The organism is Sphingopyxis sp. RIFCSPHIGHO2_12_FULL_65_19, assembly GCF_001830555.1.
In the GTDB taxonomy this organism is placed as follows: domain Bacteria; phylum Pseudomonadota; class Alphaproteobacteria; order Sphingomonadales; family Sphingomonadaceae; genus Sphingopyxis.
In genome coordinates this window covers 684-17448 of the sequence record NZ_MIAM01000019.1, presented here as the reverse complement: position 1 = coordinate 17448, position 16765 = coordinate 684, and the positions used below count along the sequence as shown (strand labels likewise).

Here is a 16765-nt window from a genome sequence, read left to right as displayed (position 1 = left end):
CCGATCGACCTGCACCACCCAGGGCACGATATGCCCACGCGCCGATTGCCAGACGAGACCGGCGGAAAGGCCGCCCGAGAGCGCCAGCGCGCCGAAGAAGGCGAGGCGCCAGTTCTTCGCCTGCACGCGCGCGGAGCCGATGCGGTCGTCCCATTGCTGGGCTGCGCGCTGATAGGGTGTCGTGGGTTCGGGCGTCTGGCCGTAGCGGATGGTGGGGCGTCGGAACATGGGAGGTCAGTCCTTCTCTTTGATGTCGGGACCGGCGCCGCCGCCGTGGCTGTCGCCAGCCTTCATGGTGTGGGCGAGGACGGTCGCGCCGTGGCTGACGGCCTGGCGGCGTTTCATCGCGGCGGCCCATTCAGGCTGGGCGGATGCGCCGGCCGACGCGGAACCGCCAGCGGTTGCAGCCGCCGGGGCGGCGGATGCCGGCCCGCCGGTGATCGTGCCGCCGGTTGCGGTGAATCCGGCACGGGCGCCGGAGCGGAAATTGGACTTGATCGCCTCGCCGCCCTTGGCGGCCGCCTTGCGCAAGGGCGAAAGGACGGCGTTCGCCGCGCTTCCCGCCGCCGCTTGGCCGACAGCGGCCATGCCGCCCGCAACAGCGCCTGCACCGCTCTTGCCGAACGAGCCGAGGCTGTAGGCGCTGGTGGCACCGCCTGCCATCTGAGCGCCACCACGCGCGGCGGCGCCGGTCATCCGGCCGGCCGCACCGACTGCGGACCCGGCCGCGCCCACGCCAAGGCGTGCGGCGGCGGCGCCTCCGATCAGCGCGCCGCCTGCCGCCAGCGCGGTCCCGGCCGCCGTACCCGCGCCGAGCTGCGGGCCGCCCGAGACGATGCCGTTCGCAATGCTGGGGCCGAAGATCGACAGGCCCAGCAGCGACAGCGCGGCAAGCGCGATGGCCATGACCTGATTGATGTCGGGCGCGGGGCCGAGGGCAGCGCCGGTGAACTGGCTGAACAAGGTGGTGCCGATGCCGGTGATGACGGCGAGCACCAGCACCTTGATGCCGGTCGAGACGACATGGCCCAGCACCTTCTCGGCCATGAAGGCGGTCTTGTTGAAGAAGGCGAAGGGCAGCAGGACGAAGCCGGCCAGCGTCACCAGCTTGAACTCGATCAGCGTGATGAAGACCTGCACGGCGATGATGAAGAAGGCGAGCACCACGATCACCCAGGCGAGCAGCAGCACGAGGATCAGCGCGAGGTTGGAGAACACGGCCCAAAGGCTGGAGAACTGGCCCGCCGCATCGAGCAGCGGCTTGGCGGCTTCGAGCCCCTTCGCCGCGATCGTGCCGGGCTTCATGAACTCGTCGATCGTCATCGCCCCGCCGCTGGCCTGGAGGCCGAGCCCGGCGAAGCTCTCGAACACGATGGTCGCGAGCAGCGAGAAATTGCCGATGATGAAAGCGAAGGTGCCGATGTAGAGCGTCTTCTTGACGAGGCGCTGAAGCACGTCCTCGTCCGCGCCCCAGGCCCAGAACAGGCCGGCGAGCGTTACGTCGATGGCGATCAGCGTGGTCGAGAGGAACGCGACCTCGCCGCCGAGCAGGCCGAAGCCTGAGTCGATGTAGCCGGTGAAGATGTTGAGGAAATTGTCGATAACGCCGGTGTCGTTCATGGCCGGGTGCCTTCATCCGGCGCCGTGTCGCTGCCGCGCTCGATCTCGGGCGGGGGCTCGTCCTGGCGGAAGAAGCGGCGGCGGTTGACGGCCCAGGCCGCCTCGCAGCCACTATCCGGCTTGGTGAGCGAGGCGCAGCGATCCAGCTCGCGGGCGAGCCTGGCCTGGCCTTCGTCCGCCGGCAGGAAGAGCGGGGGCGCGGGCGCAGGCTCATCGGGCTGGACGGCGGCGACGATCGCCACCGTCATCATCAGCCCGGCCAGCGCCGCCACCCCTGCGATCTTCGCCGTGCGCGACATCGGGCGTCTCAGTTGCCCATGAAGCGGCGGAACCGCTCGCGCCCTTCGGCCTCCTCGGCCGCCTGGCGGGCGGATTGCAGCGCCTGCGCCCGGCCCTGCGCCGCGACCGCGGCGGTGAGGTCGGCGAGCTGCTGCGATTGCAGCGCGAGGAGCTCGTTGCCCGCCTGCGTCGCCTGGAGCGCGCCGGTCGCCGACTGGCTGGCCGAGACCAGGCTGTACATCGTCGTGCGGGCGCCTTCGATGTTGCCGACGACGCCGGCCTGCACCTGCAAGGCATCCTGAAAGGCGCCGACGCTATCCTCCCAGCGGGCATTGGCGTTGGCGACCATCTGCGCGTGGGTGCCGGTGAGCGCCGCGCCCTTGTAGCGGCCGTTGAACACCTGCTGGACGTTCTGCACGTCATAAGCGATGCGCTGCGCCTCGCCGAGAAGCTGCTGGGTGCGCTGCACCTGCTGCTGCAACTGCTGGAGCGAGCTGAACGGCAGCGAAGCCAGGTTGCGCGCCTCGTTGACGAGACTGGTCGCCTGCTGCTGGATTTGCTGAATCTGGTTGTTGACCTGCTGGAGCGACCGCGCGGCCGTCAGCACGTTCTGCGCATAATTGGTCGGGTCATAGACGATCCCGCCGAACTGAGCGTGCGCCGGCGTGGCGGCGGTGATGCCGATCATGCTCGATGTGGCGATGGCGCCGGCCAGCATGGCGCGGCGCAGGATATTGGGTTTCATGGGGTCGTGTCCTTCAAGGCAAGGGGGAGCTGGCCGGCATCTTCCCGGCGACCGGCCAGCGGATCGAGTTGGGGTTCGGGAAGAAGATCGACCGCCCAGGCCAGGCCGCGATGGCGCAGCCATTCGGCGGCGAAGCGCTCGCGGCCGTGGGTCTCGACCAGTTCGGCGATGCGGAGCTGATCGGTCTTGGAAGACGCGGCGGCGAAGGCCAACGCGACCTCGCCTAGCCCCAGCTCGAACAGCCGGTTGCCGCGCCGCGACTGGCAGTAATAGTCGCGCTTGGGCGTGGCCCGGCTGAGGATTTCGATCTGGCGAGCGTTGAGGCCGAACCGTTCGTAGATGGCGGCGATCTGCGGCTCGGCGGCGCGCTCGTTCGGCAGGAAGATGCGCGTCGGGCAGCTCTCGATGATGGCCGGCGCGATGTTAGAGGTTTCGATGTCGGCCAGGCTCTGCGTGGCGAAAACGACGCTGGCGTTCTTCTTCCGCAAGGTCTTAAGCCATTCGCGGAGCTGGGCTGCGAAGTCGGGGGTGTCGAGAACCAGCCAGCCCTCGTCGATGATGATGAGCGTCGGCGAGCCGTCCAGCCGGCCTTCGATCCGGTGGAACAGGTAGGACAGGACGGAGGCGGCTGATCCGCCGCCAACCAGGCCCTCCGTCTCGAACGCCTGCACCGACGCTTCGCCGAGCCGTTCGACCTCGGCATCGAGCAGCCGGCCCCACGGTCCACCAAGGCAATAGGGGGCGAGCGCCTGCTTGAGCTGCTGGCTCTGGAGCAGAACCGCGAGCCCGGTCAGCGTGCGTTCCGGCACGGGCGCACTGGCAAGGGAGCCGAGCGCCGACCACAGATGCTCCTTGGCCTGCGGATCGACGGGGACGCCTTCGCTGGCGAGGATCGCCGCCAGCCATTCGGCCGCCCATGCGCGCTCGGCCGGATCGTCGATACGGGCGAGCGGCTGTAGCTGGACGCTGCCGTCGCCGTCGTCGGACAGCCCGAGATCCTGCCAGTCTCCGCCCGCCGCCAGCGTGGCGGCGCGGATCGAGCCACCGAAGTCGAACGCGAAGACCTGGGCGTTCTCGTAGCGGCGGAACTGCATCGCCATTAGCGCGAGCAGCACCGACTTGCCCGCGCCGGTCGGGCCGACGATCAGCGTGTGGCCGACATCGCTGCCATCGGGGTGAAGGGAAAACCGGAACGGGGTCGAGCCTTCGGTCCTGCCATAGAGCAAGGGGGGTTGTCCGAAGTGCTCGTCCCGTTCCGGCCCCGCCCATACTGCTGACAGGGGGATCAGATGGGCGAGATTGATGGTGGAGATCGGCGGTTGCCGGACGTTGGCGTAGGTGTGGCCGGGCAGGCTCCCCAGCCATGCCTCGATCGCGTTCATCCCCTCGGGGATCACGGTGAAGTCGCGGCCCTGGATGACCTTCTCGACCAGCCGCAGCTTCTCGGCCGCAATGGCGGGATCGCCGTCCCACACCGTCACCGTCGCGGTGACATAGGCCATGCCGGCATAGTCGGAGCCCAGCTCTTGCAAGGCGGTGTCGGCGTCGGCGGCCTTGTTCGAGGCGTCGCTGTCGAGCAGCGTGGACGCCTCGTTGGTCATGACTTCCTTGAGGATGGCCGCGACCGATTTGCGCTTGGCGAACCATTGCCGCCTGATCCTGGTCAGCAGCTTGGTCGCGTCGGTCTTGTCGAGCATCAGCGCGCGGGTGGACCAGCGATACTCGAAGGCGAGCCGGTTCAGCTCGTCGAGCAGGCCGGGGAAGGTCACGCTCGGGAAGCCGACGATGGTGAGCGTGCGCAGATGGTGCTCGCCGAGCTTCGGTTCGAGCCCGCCGGTCAGCGGCTCGTCGGCGAGTAGCGCGTCGAGGTGCATCGGAGTTTCCGGCACGCGCACGCGCTGGCGGCGGGTTGAGGTGGTGCTGTGCAGGTAGGTCAGCGTCTCGCCGTCATCGAGCCAGCGGACCTCGGGCACGAAGCCCTCGACCAGATTGAGAACGCGGTCGCTGCGGTCGGCGAAGCCCTTGAGCAGTTCCCACGGATCGACGCCGCTGGTGGACCGGCCCTCGTAGAGCCACCCTTCCGCGCGCGCCGCTTCCTCGGCCGGCGGCATCCACAGCAGGGTGAGATAATAGGCGCTCTCGAAATGCGCGCCTTCCTCGCGGAACTGTTCGCGGCGCTCCATGTCCACGAGCGCCGAGACCGAATCGGGAAAATCGGAATCGGGGTAGTCGAGCGCGGGACTGCGCTGCGCCTCGACAAAGATCGCCCAGCCCGAGCCGAGACGCCGGAGCGCGTTGTTGAGCCGCGCGGTGGTGGCGACCAGCTCGGCGGGTGTGGCGCTGTCGAGATCGGGGCCACGGAAACGCGCCGTGCGCTGAAAGCTGCCGTCCTTGTTGAGAACGACGCCCTCGCCGACCAGCGCGGCCCAGGGCAGGAAGTCGGCCAGGTGGGCGGCGCGATTCCTGTATTCGCGCAGGCCCATCATGGCCGCATCCACGCCGGATAGCGGAGGTGCCGCCGGGCCACGTCCACGAACTGCGGATCACGGCGCGCGGCCCAAACCGACAACGCATGACCGATTGCCCAAATCGCCAGCCCGGCGATCCAGAGGCGAAGGCCGAGGCCGATCGCGCCGGCGAGCGTGCCGTTGACGATGGCGAGCGAGCGCGGGGCGCCGCCGAGCAGGATCGGCTCGGTCAGCGCCCGATGGACCGGCGCATAGAAGCCGGCGATCGGCTCGACGGGATCGGCCGCGCCCGTCATGCGATCAGCGCCCCGCCGCCGAACGAGAAGAACGACAAAAAGAAGCTCGACGCGGCGAAGGCGATCGACAGGCCGAAGACGATCTGGATCAGCCGGCGAAAGCCGCCCGAGGTGTCGCCGAAGGCCAAGGTGAGGCCGGTCACGATGATGATGATGACCGCGATGATCTTCGCGACCGGCCCCTCGATGCTTTCGAGGATGGATTGCAGCGGGGCTTCCCACGGCATCGACGACCCGCCCGCGTGGGCGGGCGCCGAGATGGTGAGCGCGATGACGCTGGCGGTGGCGGCGAGCATGGCGCGGCGTGCGCCATGCCGAAGGGCATGGATCATGGTGCGTCTCCGAGGTTGGGGGGTGCGAGGGGGGTCAGGCGGTAATCGCCGGTCTCGGCGTCGATCCCCTCGACGCGAGCCAGCTCGGCGAGGCGGCGACCGTGCCCGTCGCGAACCAGCACGGCGATCAGGTCGATGGTCTCGGCGAGCAGCGCGCGGGGAACCGTGACGACGGCCTCCTGAATGAGCTGCTCCATGCGGCGCAGCGCCCCGAGCGCGGTCCCGGCGTGGATGGTGCCGATGCCGCCGGGGTGGCCAGTGCCCCAGGCTTTGAGGAGGTCGAGCGCCTCGGCGCCGCGCACCTCGCCGATGGGGATGCGGTCGGGGCGCAGCCGCAGGCTGGACCGCACGAGATCGGACAGCGTGACGACGCCATCCTTGGTCCGCATGGCGACGAGGTTCGGCGCGGCGCACTGAAGCTCGCGCGTGTCTTCGATCAGGACGATGCGGTCGGTGGTCTTGGCGACTTCGGCCAGGAGCGCATTGACCAGCGTGGTCTTGCCGCTGCCGGTCCCGCCTGCCACGAGGATGTTGGCGCGGGCGGCGACGCCATCACGCAGCGCCGCGGCCTCGGCCGGCGACATGATCCCGGCCGCCGCGTATTCATCGAGCGTGAAGACGGCGACGGCGGGCTTGCGGATCGCGAAGGCGGGCGCGACGACGACGGGGGGCAGCAACCCCTCGAACCGCTCCCCTCCTTCGGGCAGCTCGGCCGAGACGCGCGGGGACCGGGCATGAACCTCGACGCCGACATGGTGCGCGACCAAGCGAACGATGCGCTCGCCGTCCGCGGCGGCCAGCTTCATGCCGGTGTCGCTGATGCCTTCGCCGAGCCGATCGACCCACAGCCGGCCGTCCGGGTTCAGCATCACCTCGATGACGGCGGCATCGTCGAGCCAGGCCGCGATCGACGGGCCGAGCGCCGTGCGCAGCATCCGCGCGCCGCGTGTCTTCGCCTCGGAACGGATCGGATGGACGGTCAAAAAAAAGCCCCTGATGAGGGCCGGGCGAGCCGCCGCCCGGCGTCAGGGGCACATCAAGAGAGGCAGAAAAGACCGTGCTTCAATAAGTAAATGTGGTCGTCGTAGTCTGGCGTAGAGATACAAGAACTGGCGTAGTCAGCTCATTCTTCTTGGAGCGGAAAGTCCTCGCCAATTTCTTGCCTGACCTTCGAACCCTTCGCGAGTCGGCGGCCGAGCGCATCCATGAAGGCGTCGTAGCGGTCGCCGCCCTGGCGACGCATCGCGGCCCGCTCGCTCTCGGGCGGCGGCGGAGTGTTCGACAGCCAGAAGCGCACGAACAGCGCGATCATCTCGACACCGATCCCCGTGTCGCGCTCCAGCCGGGTGATGCGGCGGTCCAGCTTGTCGAGACGCTTGGCGATGGCGGCCTCGCGCTGCTCGTCGGCGTCGGGCGACAGGAAGGATGCGATGGCCGCCTCGGCGATCAGCGACCGGGACTTGTCCCTGCGGTCGGCATAGGCGGCGAGCGCGCGCATCAGCTCGGGGTCAAGATAGACCGACAGCGGCGTCTTGGTGCTCATAGCTCGATGCCGTCCTCGGGATCGAGCGACGCCTGCCGGGCCACGCGCTGCATCTGGCGGCGCACCGTCGCCTGCCGCGCCGCATCGCTATCGGGGTCCGGCTCGTCCAGCTCGAACTCGTTGGCGGGCGCGGGCCGGGGCGTCGGCGCGATGTCGATGTGGGGCTCCAGCGCCGGCTCGCGGCGCAGGTCCCCGTTCGCGGCATCGTCCTCAGCACCCGCCTTCTTGGCGGCCTTTTTCTTCATCGGCTTCTTGGGCGATTCATGCTCGATCGGCTCGGGCATCGGCGGCGCCTCGATCGGCGCCAGGCCGCTCCAGTCGTCGGGGCGCGGCGGGCCGCCTCCGACATTCATGTCAGGCGGCGACATCACCCGCTGCGTGAACCGCCGGTCCTTGAAGTAGCGGGCCTTCTTTGCCCGGATCGGCGGGATGCCCGCGACCATGACGATCTCGTCGTCGGGCGGTAGCTGCATGATCTCGCCGGGGGTGAGGAGTTGGCGGGCGGTCTCAGAGCGCGACACCATCAAATGCCCGAGCCAGGGCGAAAGCCGGTGGCCGGCGTAGTTCTTCATCGCCCGCATCTCGGTCGCGGTGCCGAGCGCGTCCGAGATGCGCTTGGCGGTGCGCTCGTCGTTGGTGGCGAAGCTCACGCGCACATGGCAATTGTCGAGGATCGCGTTGTTCGGCCCGTAAGCCTTCTCGATCTGGTTGAGGCTCTGGGCGATGAGGAAGCTCTGGATGCCGTAGCCGGCCATGAACGCCAGCGCGCTCTCGAAGAAGTCGAGTCGGCCGAGCGCCGGAAACTCGTCGAGCATCAACAGCAGCCGGTGGCGCGATTGCCGCGCCTTCAGGTCCTCAGTGAGCCGGCGCCCGATCTGGTTGAGGATGAGGCGAATGAGCGGCTTGGTGCGTGAGATGTCGCTGGGCGGCACGACGAGGTAGAGCGTGACCGGCAGCTCGCCCTCGACCAGATCCTTGATGCGCCATTCGCAGGTGCGCGTGACCTGCGCGACGACGGGATCGCGATAGAGGCCGAGGAACGACATGGCGGTCGAGAGCACGCCCGATCGCTCGTTGGCCGATTTGTTGAGCAGCTCGCGCGCGGCCGAGGCGACGACGGGATGGACGCCGGCCTCCCCCAAATGCGGCGTCGTCATCATCGCCCATAGCGTGCTCTCGATCGGGCGGCGGGGATCGGACAGGAAGGCGGCGACGCCCGCCAGCGTCTTGTCGGCCTCGGCGTAGAGGACATGGAGGATCGTGCCGACCAGTAGGGCATGGGAGGTCTTCTCCCAGTGGTTGCGCTTCTCCAGCGAACCTTCCGGGTCCACCAGCACGTCGGCGACGTTCTGCACGTCGCGCACTTCCCAGGCGCCCTTGCGGATTTCGAGCAGGGGGTTGTAGGCGGCCGACGCGCCGTTGGTCGGATCGAACAGCAGCACCCGCGCGTGCCGGGCGCGAAAGCCGGCGGTGAGCTGCCAATTCTCGCCCTTGATGTCATGCACGATCGCCGAGCCCGGCCAGGTGAGCAGCGTCGGCACGACCAGGCCGACGCCCTTGCCGCTCCGGGTCGGCGCGAAGCACAGCACATGCTCGGGGCCGTCGTGGCGCAGGTAGTCGCGCCCGAGCCGACCGAGCATGACGCCGCTGTCGCCCAGCAGCCCAGCGGCGGCGATCTCCCCGCGCGTCGCCCAGCGCGCCGAGCCATAGGTCTCGGCGTTCTTCAGCTCGCGCGCACGCCAGACCGACATGCCGATGGCGACGACGATCGCGGCGAACCCGCCCGACACAGCGATGAACGCGCCGGTCTGGAATATCTCCGGCGCGTAGGCGTCAAACGAAAACCACCACCAGAAGAAGGCCGGCGGCGGATAGATCGGCCAGTCGCCGAGCATGAACCAGGGCGCCCCAAGCTGGGGCTGATAGGCGAGCGCTGCGGCCGTCCATTGCGTCGCGGCCCAAATGGCTGCGAGCACGATCAGGAAGACCGTGAAGACCTGACCCCAAAGGATTTTGGTTGCCGACATGGCACCGAGGTCGATGCGTACCGGACATCAAATCAAGTCACTGTTATTGTTGAGGGAAGTCTAGCGTAGAAATACAGGGAGTAGCGTAGTTTAGTCTGCTATGTTTTCGACGGTGATCGATTGAACGGTCCCGTATGTCGCGCGCTATCAGAGCGGACAGATCGAGAACAAGGTGCTTTACCAACCAGAATGGGTATGATACCCGATCCAAGTTCGGGCATCATACCCGAACCGGAGAAAAATGGTGCGTCTAATCGGATCGCGGGATGTCCTGAAGCTGACCGGGCTTTCGGCTGATCAGCTGCGCGAATGGACCGTGCGGCGCAGGCTCATTCATCCGGACGTCCCGGCATCACGCCAGGGTCAGCAGGCTCAATTCGGCTGGCAGACAGTGCTGTTGCTCCGGCTCGCCGTCGTTATGCGCAGCCGGTTCCATGTCGAACTCCAAGTCCATCGCGACCTGCTGCTTCGCGCACGCGAGCTATTGAACGGCCGGTCCTTTCCGGGCCTGTGGAACCACCGGCTCGTTATCTTTGGACTCGATAGCTGTGCGCTGCTCGGTGGTAGCGATCCGTTGCCGGCCGACCAGGATGCAATCCTGCTTCGGCTCAACGCCCATCTTGAGGCGCTGTCGCAGGGCTTCGGCGTCTCCGAGCCGATCGCGCAACTCCCTCTCTTTCCGGCGGTGGGATTGCGCCGAAGCGAAGCGCCGGCTGACGCAGAGGGCGGCATCATGCTGCGCACTGCCGAAGGTGACGCGGCGTGACCGCGCTCGCCAGAATCGAAGCGGGACTGCGTGCGATCGGCTATCGACCGGAATCGCTCATCCACGACTATAGCTTCGCCGATGTGCTGTCGGAGGCGGGCGAGGAACAGTGCGTCGCACTTGCCGCGTTCACACAAGTTCCCGAATCCTATCGCTCGGCCGCCTTTGGCGTGATTACCGGCACGCACGATGCGGACGCCGTGCTACGCCGCCGGGCGCTCGGTGCGCCGATCTTGTTCTCGATCAGCCCTGAAGATGTCGGGGTCTGGCGGGTCGGCGCGGAAGGCAAGCCACGTCTGAGCGAACGGGTTCCGCTCGACCAGCTGGACGCGCTGTTCGAGCGCAATGCCGACAATTGGAACCCACACGCGGTTCACCGCGCCAAGTCGCTGGCCCAGACCCAGACGGCCTATCAGCTCGACTTCGTCGATCTGGGACTGATGCCGGCGATCGAACATGAGATCGAAGTGAAGCTCGATCGGCTGCTCGGCGAAGTCATTGCCCAACTGCTGTCCGGGATCGACGATCCGCAACGCGAAGAAGCGGTTTTCCGCACCACCTTCAGGCTCCTTGCCGCCAAAATCCTGATCGATCGCCAGCATCCTGACGCGACATCATGGACCCATGCGCCGGTGCGCGATGTGCTCGCCGGCATCGAGACCTATTATCATCTCGATCATATGCTGCGGCCCGCGGTCGATGCCCTTCCGTCGTCGGCCGTGGAGACTGCATGGACGACGCTTCGCGGCGCCATCACCTTCCGGAACATTTCGTCGGACAGTTTGGCATTCGTTTACGAAAACACGCTGGTGACGGCTGACACGCGCAAACGCTTCGGCACGCACTCTACCCCCAGACAAGTGGCTGAATATGTCGTTGGCCAACTCGATCTCGGCCGCTTCGATCTTGAGGACATAACGATCTACGAGCCGTTCGCTGGCGCGGGTATGTTCCTCGTCGCGGCACTGCGGCACCTGCGCGATCAGCTTCCCGATACGCTCACCGGCGAGGAGCGGCACGCTTTTCTCGTCAAGCGGATCAGCGGTGCGGAACTCGACAGCTTCGCCTGTGAAGTCGCGACGCTATCGCTGATCCTTGCTGATTACCCCAACGCAAATGGCTGGAAAATCGCATCCAAGGACTTGTTCGAGAAAGACGCGCTTCGAGCAGATGCCGCTGGCAAGCGCATCGTCCTGTGCAACCCACCCTGGGAGGACTTCGACAGCGAAGAGCGCCAGCGCTATCCCGAGATGGCGGCAAAGTCGTTCTCGAAGCCGATGGCGGTGCTGCGGACGCTCATCGAAGCCAAGCCCCAAGCGCTGGGTTTCGTTTTGCCGCAAGGCTTTCTCCGCCAGAAGCAATATGGCGAACTGCGCCAGCTGCTCGCTGACACATATGACCGGATCGAGCTGACATCGCTTCCTGACCGCATCTTTCAGCGTGCCGGGCTGGAGGCGGCCGTGATCATCGCCACCGGCCAGCGCGACGCTGATGCGAAGAATCTTCCGAGCCAGTTGCGCTCCGTCGAAGTCACCGACCGAGGCCGTCCGGATTTTCTCATGACGGGTAAGGTCACCACCGAGCGCCGCCGCACCAAGCTGGTATGTTCGGGGGACCTTTGGATTGGTGCGCTCGACGAGGTCTGGGAATATCTGGCGGACTATCCCGTGCTTGGTGGTCAAGCCGAAGTTCATCGCGGCCTTCAGTGGATCAGCCAGTCTGCCGGCTGGAGCGCAGTTCCTCGGGAGGGCTTTGCCAGAGGAATTTTCAAGCCCGCGGACTCGCTTCTTCAATTTAGTATCACCACGACCGGCTTCGTCGATATGCGCGAGGAATCCGCATATCGGTTCGGTCCACTCACGCGCGCCTGGGACAAACCCAAAATACTGGTCAACGTGGCGCGCCGGTCGCGTGGCCCCTGGCGGCTGGATGGCGCGCTAGACGCGAGCGGGCTCGTGCCGTCGCAGGCGTTCTTTGGCATCTGGCCGACCACATCAGACCTGCCAGTGGAAGCGATCGAAGCGCTGATCAACAGCCCGCTGGCGAGCGCCTTCGTCCTCGAGCGGGCCTCGAACCAGCATCTCACCAATGTTGTTATGAAGCAGCTGCCGTTGCCAAAGCGGGGCGCGCTTGGTGACGTGGTCGCCGCAGTGTGGCGCTACCGCGACGCGCTTGGCGCCGCCGCAGCCCATGCGCTACGCACGCCCGAGATCGACGAGCGGTTGGAAGGGTTGCTGATCGATATCGACGCGCAGCTCTTGAAGGCCTTCGATCTGCCTCCTCGTCTGGAGCGACGATTGCTCGAAGCGTTTCGTGGACATGAAGCTGAACGGCGTGTCGCACATACCTTCAAGGGCTGGTTCCCAGAGGACTTTACCGCCTACCTCCCGCTGCACGAATATGTCGGCCCGCTGCTACGCGAAAACACTGGCGCCTGGGCGCTCGAAGTCTTCACGCCGGCACCGGAGCACGAGGTTGAGCGGCTCAGGCGCTACGTCCAGTAGCGGATGGACACCTATCTGCTCGATACGAACCTTGTGTCCGTGCTCTATGACGCGCGGAGGCCCAATCATATCGCCGTCCGCCAGGCAGTCGCCGACTTACCGGCGCAGCCCCGTTCACCGGGATTGGGCTCAACGAAATAGGACAGGGTGATCCGCAGCTCCACATCGAGATCGCCAAGCGCAGCCAGTTCGGCGCGCGGCCAGGGCAGTCGATGCAGATTCATATCGCGTGTTTTGATCGTCGAGCCGTCCTTGCGGAATGGCAACAGGGCGTCCTCGACCATCAAAGTCGCGTCGTTGGACGCGCTCATCAGCGCCCGGCCAAGGTCAGGCACGCCCCAGCCGTAGCGGCGTAGCATGGCCAGCTTCTGAGCTTGCGAGCCGGCCGCGTCGAAGCGCTGGCGCATCGCCGGCGTCCATTCGGCGGAATGGACAATGAGCGCGCGCACCGTTTCCGGCCAGAGTGTCGGACGGGCTGCGATAACGCCGGCGGCGAGGTTCGCGCCGAGCGCGGCAGCGCCGCTAGTGTCGCCGAACGCTTCGAACAGGCGCATGTTGGGACGATAGTGGGTCGTGAGGAGTTGGAGGTCGTCGATCGCCGAGGCCGGGTTGGCACCGTCATGCGCGAAGTTGCCGCCTTCGAACACGACATCCGGACGGATCGGCCATTGCCGATCCCAGATGGCCGACGTTCGGCTTGCCGGCGAGAGGTCGCCGGCCGGGGCGACGGGCGTCCATCCGTCATAGTCGGGATGGGTGATCGTGATCTTGTCGGTGCTGGCCCCGACGACGAGCGGATTCCAAGCCTGCGCCGGGCTTTCGACCTCTTCGAGGTCGTTGCGGTCAGGATAGTCGGCCGGATTGATGTCGCCGCGAAGATTGCCCGCCGCTAGGACCATCAGGCGTCGCCTGTCACCGCCGCCATAGCAGAGCTGATCCATTGACGAGGACCAGGAGGACGGCCGGCCCCGGCGCAAGCCGACGTCGCTGGTCACGGCCATGCAGAACACGCGCCGGCGACGGGGAGCATGGTCTTCGGCACGAGCGATACCGGTGGCCGTGATCGCTCCGTAAAGTCGCGGCTCGTTCTGCCCGGTTGGCGGCAGGATCTTCACCGTTTCGAGGCGATGACCAAGTGCGACCGGCTCGCCGTGGGAAAGCGCCGCTTCGAGATCGCCATAAAGCGCGACGCCAGCCATCGACGTGCCGTGACCATTCCAGAAGGCGCTGTCGCCGACGCCCCAGTCACCGTCGTAGCTATGCTGATCGGCAGGATCGAGGCCCGGCGCGAGCAGGGGGTGGGCCTGGGTCGCTCCGCTGTCCAGTATGCAGACTGCCGGTGCCAAGGGGGGCGGCGGTGCGATCCGATCAGCCAAGTCGTTCGCCCAAGCGGCCTGATCGACCGTGCGCATTTCGAGAAAGAGGGATGGAGTGTCCTTGGCGAGACGCAGTTCAGCCACGGCGTCGGAATTGCGTATCAGCCGATCCATCGTCGCTTCATCGGCGAGCGCCAACGCGACATCGCGCTCGGGAAAGCTGATGACGTGCTCCTTGATCGCGACATCGAGCTTGGCGGCGACAGACTGGAAGATCGCGAGACCGCCATCCCGAAGCCAGACTTCCCACCACACCTGACGGCCGTCGGCGGGAAAGTGCTGCGCTTCATCGGTAAATAGCGAGCGTGCGACCGCGACCCTGATGTCGTCGATCCGAGCGATCAGGGCCTCGTTCTTGGGCTTGCCGGTGCGCGTCTCCTCATCGCGATAGGCTTCGATCTTCTTGACGAAGAAATCGGCAGCAGCTTCCGGAACGAATACAGTGGCCGAGACCATCTCGTCGCCCTCCGCCGTAGGTCGAACCGCTACCAGCTCGATAGCCTTGGGCTTATTCTCCAAGGCTTCGACTGCGGCGCGCTCGGCTACGGGGATATCGAACTCCAGATAGAAGCCTGGCTTGCCCTCGGCGACGCCGTCTTCCCGCTCTGCGAGCCGTTGGCGGCCGGCGGCGAGCGCCGTTCCGATTGCCTGTTCCAACCGTGCAGCGTGCGCGGCACGCGCCCGCGCCGGAGGGAGGCCGCTGATGACCAGGCGGGGTGACGTGTACGCCTCGCTTTGGCCGCCGCCTTCGACGTGGAAATGGGGGCGGTCGCGGGGAGGTACAGCCATCGGGCCTCGTTGCTTAGAGGATGGCCGCGCGCCGCTCCGTCAGAGCGGTCAGCAGCGTCGCGGTCGTCACGCCATCGTGGCCATCCAGCACCGCGACTTTTGCCGCCTCGTCGGCAGCTCTGGCGACTTCGGCTTGGGAGAGATGGGCGGCGGATTCGAGAACAGGCGCCCATTCGATCGGCTTGAGATCGAAGGTCGCGAGCCGGGCTTCGAGGATGCCCTGCACAACCGAGGGATCAGGAAGATCGTAGCTGATGACATCGTCGAACCGTCGATAGAGCGCCTTGTCGAGCAATTCGGGGTGATTGGTCGCGGCAACGATGAGGCTCGGGCCATCGTCATTTTCGAGAAACTGGAGGAAGGAATTGAGCACCCGGCGAATTTCCCCAACGTCGTTCGGCCCGGCCCGTTGCGCGCCGATCGCGTCGAACTCGTCGAAGAAGTATACACCGCGCTGCATGGCAACGGCGTCGAAGACAAGCCGAAGCCGTGTGGCGGTCTCGCCCATGAGCTTGCCGATCAATCCATCGTAAAGAACCGTGAAAAGGGGCAGCTTCAACTCACCGGCCAAGGCGGCGGCGGTCATTGTCTTGCCTGCGCCAGGAGGGCCGACAAGCAAGAGCTTGCGGCGCGGGGCGAGCCCCCGCGCGCGGAGCCGCTCCTGCTGGCGCTGTTCCCGAAGGACGCGCGCAAGCCGCTCATCAAGTTCGGGCTTGAGCACCATGCTGGACAGCCGGACATCGGAATAGCGGGCTTCCAGAAGCCCTGCGAGTTCGCCCTTCGGCTGCGCCAACGGCACGGGGCCGGCTCCGCGCCGCGCCACCGTCGCGCTTTTGCCCTTGGCGGCATCGACCAACTCGCGCAGTTCCTGCGCGAGCTTCCCATGACCCTGCCTCGCCTCGTGCGCGGCTAGTTGCGTCGCCACGGAGAGGAAGCGGTCCTCATCCCCGTCTATATGGCTTTGCAGCAGTGCAACGATGTGGCGCGCGGTTGTCATAGGTCAGTTCAATGTTCCGGCCTCGGGTTGGAGAACTTTTCGGGAATCTAGCGTCGGTGATTCGCTGTGTAACGCGAATTCGTACAAGGGGTCGTTACTGCCCTCTCTGCCCTTCGCCAACACAGCATTTAGCCGGCGTCGATGGTCCGCTTGGCCGGCCGCAATCCGCGGGGTCTCGATTGCCGATGACCATGCGTTTCATCCAGCCCGGAATTAGGACGCCCCCATCGGATCATCACAGCCGCGAAAGGGCGTGGTGAGTTCGGTTCGACAAGTTTTCCGCGGAAATGCAGGGGCTTCGCGTCGCGCCGCCGCCAGCGTGGTGAGTTTTGGACTTCGAGAGGCGGCGCACCAAGGCTGCTGCGACAGTCTTAACTCACTGATTTCATTGGGAGTTTTGGCGCACCCAAGAGGATTCGAACCTCTGGCCTTCGCCTTCGGAGGGCGACGCTCTATCCAGCTGAGCTATGGGTGCGTATGGCTTGGAGCCGTAAGATTTGCGCCGGGGTAGGTCAATCCGCGATCGAATCCGACAGTCCGAGCGCGGTGAGAATTTGGTGAGTTTTTTCGTCCGTCCTTTCTTCCGTCCTCCTAAACCCTCGTAAATACTGTATAAAATCGCTGCTCTCGCGTTGGACGCGAGCCTTCGGAGGGCAGCGCTCTATCCAGCTGAGCTACGGGTGCCGGTAGAGCGGCGCCTCTAGCAAGCCCGCGCGCCGCCAGCAATGGGCTATCGACCCATCGCGGCGGATATGCGAAGCGGGCGGGCGAAGGGGTAAGGGTGCGTTCGTGAAATCGTCCGAGCAAAATTGGCCGATGGCCGCCGATCTTTATGGCGAGATGCAGCTCGATCCGCATCCGCCGGTGCGTCGGCGCTGGGGCGACTATCTGCCGGGCATTCTCGTCACCGCAATCGCCGCACTCGCCGCGGCGTGGCTCGCCGATCATTATGCCGCGCCGATCGTCCTGATGGGGTTGCTGATCGGCCTCACCCTCTCCTTCCTGTCGCAGGACAAGCGCACC

The 16765-nt window shown here is 66.2% G+C and carries 14 protein-coding genes, 1 tRNA gene and 1 pseudogene; 3 read left to right on the top strand and 13 right to left on the bottom strand.

Features of this window, described 5'->3' with window-relative positions:
- From A3E77_RS06430 to A3E77_RS06385, 10 genes are all read right to left on the bottom strand, one after another.
- The coding region (locus tag A3E77_RS06430) for a VirB8/TrbF family protein (RefSeq protein ID WP_293644266.1) at positions 1–228 on the bottom strand (228 nt) is incomplete at its 3' end.
- A 6-nt stretch (positions 229–234) separates the two neighbouring features.
- The gene (gene trbL / locus A3E77_RS06425) at positions 235–1620 is read right to left on the bottom strand and encodes a P-type conjugative transfer protein TrbL (protein ID WP_048938181.1); all 1386 of its coding nucleotides are present in this window, start codon (positions 1618–1620) and stop codon (positions 235–237) included.
- On the bottom strand, positions 1617–1919 hold the full coding sequence (gene trbK-alt / locus A3E77_RS06420) for a putative entry exclusion protein TrbK-alt (protein WP_017503599.1): 303 nt from the start codon (positions 1917–1919) through the stop codon (positions 1617–1619). Before trbK-alt ends, trbL begins: the two co-directional genes overlap by 4 nt.
- Positions 1920–1927: 8 nt before the next feature.
- Positions 1928–2644: a P-type conjugative transfer protein TrbJ gene (gene trbJ, locus A3E77_RS06415; RefSeq protein ID WP_017503598.1), complete on the bottom strand. Its 717-nt coding sequence runs from the start codon at positions 2642–2644 to the stop codon at positions 1928–1930.
- Positions 2641–5130, bottom strand: a complete 2490-nt coding sequence (gene trbE, locus A3E77_RS06410) for a conjugal transfer protein TrbE (protein WP_026109713.1) — start codon at positions 5128–5130, stop codon at positions 2641–2643. The genes trbJ and trbE overlap by 4 nt, the downstream gene beginning before the upstream one ends.
- Positions 5127–5408 (bottom strand): VirB3 family type IV secretion system protein, encoded by a 282-nt coding sequence (locus A3E77_RS06405; protein WP_017503596.1) that lies wholly within the window; start codon positions 5406–5408, stop codon positions 5127–5129. The genes trbE and A3E77_RS06405 overlap by 4 nt, the downstream gene beginning before the upstream one ends.
- Positions 5405–5740: a TrbC/VirB2 family type IV secretion system protein gene (locus A3E77_RS06400; RefSeq protein WP_007406001.1), complete on the bottom strand. Its 336-nt coding sequence runs from the start codon at positions 5738–5740 to the stop codon at positions 5405–5407. The genes A3E77_RS06405 and A3E77_RS06400 overlap by 4 nt, the downstream gene beginning before the upstream one ends.
- Positions 5737–6723, bottom strand: coding sequence for a P-type conjugative transfer ATPase TrbB (trbB, locus tag A3E77_RS06395; RefSeq protein ID WP_048938180.1), 987 nt, complete (start codon positions 6721–6723; stop codon positions 5737–5739). Before trbB ends, A3E77_RS06400 begins: the two co-directional genes overlap by 4 nt.
- Positions 6724–6863: 140 nt before the next feature.
- Positions 6864–7283 (bottom strand): CopG family ribbon-helix-helix protein, encoded by a 420-nt coding sequence (locus A3E77_RS06390; RefSeq protein WP_017502704.1) that lies wholly within the window; start codon positions 7281–7283, stop codon positions 6864–6866.
- Positions 7280–9310 carry a conjugal transfer protein TraG gene (locus tag A3E77_RS06385; RefSeq protein ID WP_017502705.1) on the bottom strand — a complete coding sequence of 677 codons (2031 nt, stop codon included), beginning with the start codon at positions 9308–9310 and terminating at the stop codon, positions 7280–7282. The genes A3E77_RS06390 and A3E77_RS06385 overlap by 4 nt, the downstream gene beginning before the upstream one ends.
- Before the next feature lie 241 nt (positions 9311–9551).
- Here A3E77_RS06385 and A3E77_RS06380 point away from each other — a divergent pair, with 241 nt between their 5' ends.
- Together A3E77_RS06380 and A3E77_RS06375 are read left to right on the top strand one after the other, a co-directional pair.
- Entirely contained in the window at positions 9552–10076 is a 525-nt protein-coding gene (locus tag A3E77_RS06380) for a MerR family transcriptional regulator (RefSeq protein ID WP_017502706.1), read from the top strand.
- Positions 10073–12580 carry an HsdM family class I SAM-dependent methyltransferase gene (locus A3E77_RS06375; RefSeq protein WP_017502707.1) on the top strand — a complete coding sequence of 836 codons (2508 nt, stop codon included), beginning with the start codon at positions 10073–10075 and terminating at the stop codon, positions 12578–12580. Before A3E77_RS06380 ends, A3E77_RS06375 begins: the two co-directional genes overlap by 4 nt.
- A gap of 65 nt (positions 12581–12645) precedes the next feature.
- Here the strand turns inward: A3E77_RS06375 and A3E77_RS06370 are convergent, their stop codons facing one another.
- The 3 genes from A3E77_RS06370 to A3E77_RS06360 all read right to left on the bottom strand — a co-directional run bounded on the left by A3E77_RS06370 (position 12646) and on the right by A3E77_RS06360 (position 16217).
- Positions 12646–14745: a S8 family peptidase gene (locus A3E77_RS06370; RefSeq protein ID WP_293644264.1), complete on the bottom strand. Its 2100-nt coding sequence runs from the start codon at positions 14743–14745 to the stop codon at positions 12646–12648.
- A gap of 13 nt (positions 14746–14758) precedes the next feature.
- Complete coding sequence (locus A3E77_RS06365; protein ID WP_017500486.1) at positions 14759–15742, bottom strand: AAA family ATPase; 984 nt, start codon at positions 15740–15742, stop codon at positions 14759–14761.
- Positions 15743–16140: 398 nt separating this feature from the next.
- Positions 16141–16217: transfer RNA gene (locus A3E77_RS06360), tRNA-Arg, on the bottom strand.
- A 314-nt stretch (positions 16218–16531) separates the two neighbouring features.
- Here A3E77_RS06360 and A3E77_RS06355 point away from each other — a divergent pair.
- Positions 16532–16765 (top strand): annotated as a pseudogene (locus tag A3E77_RS06355) (putative sulfate exporter family transporter); the annotation flags it as partial.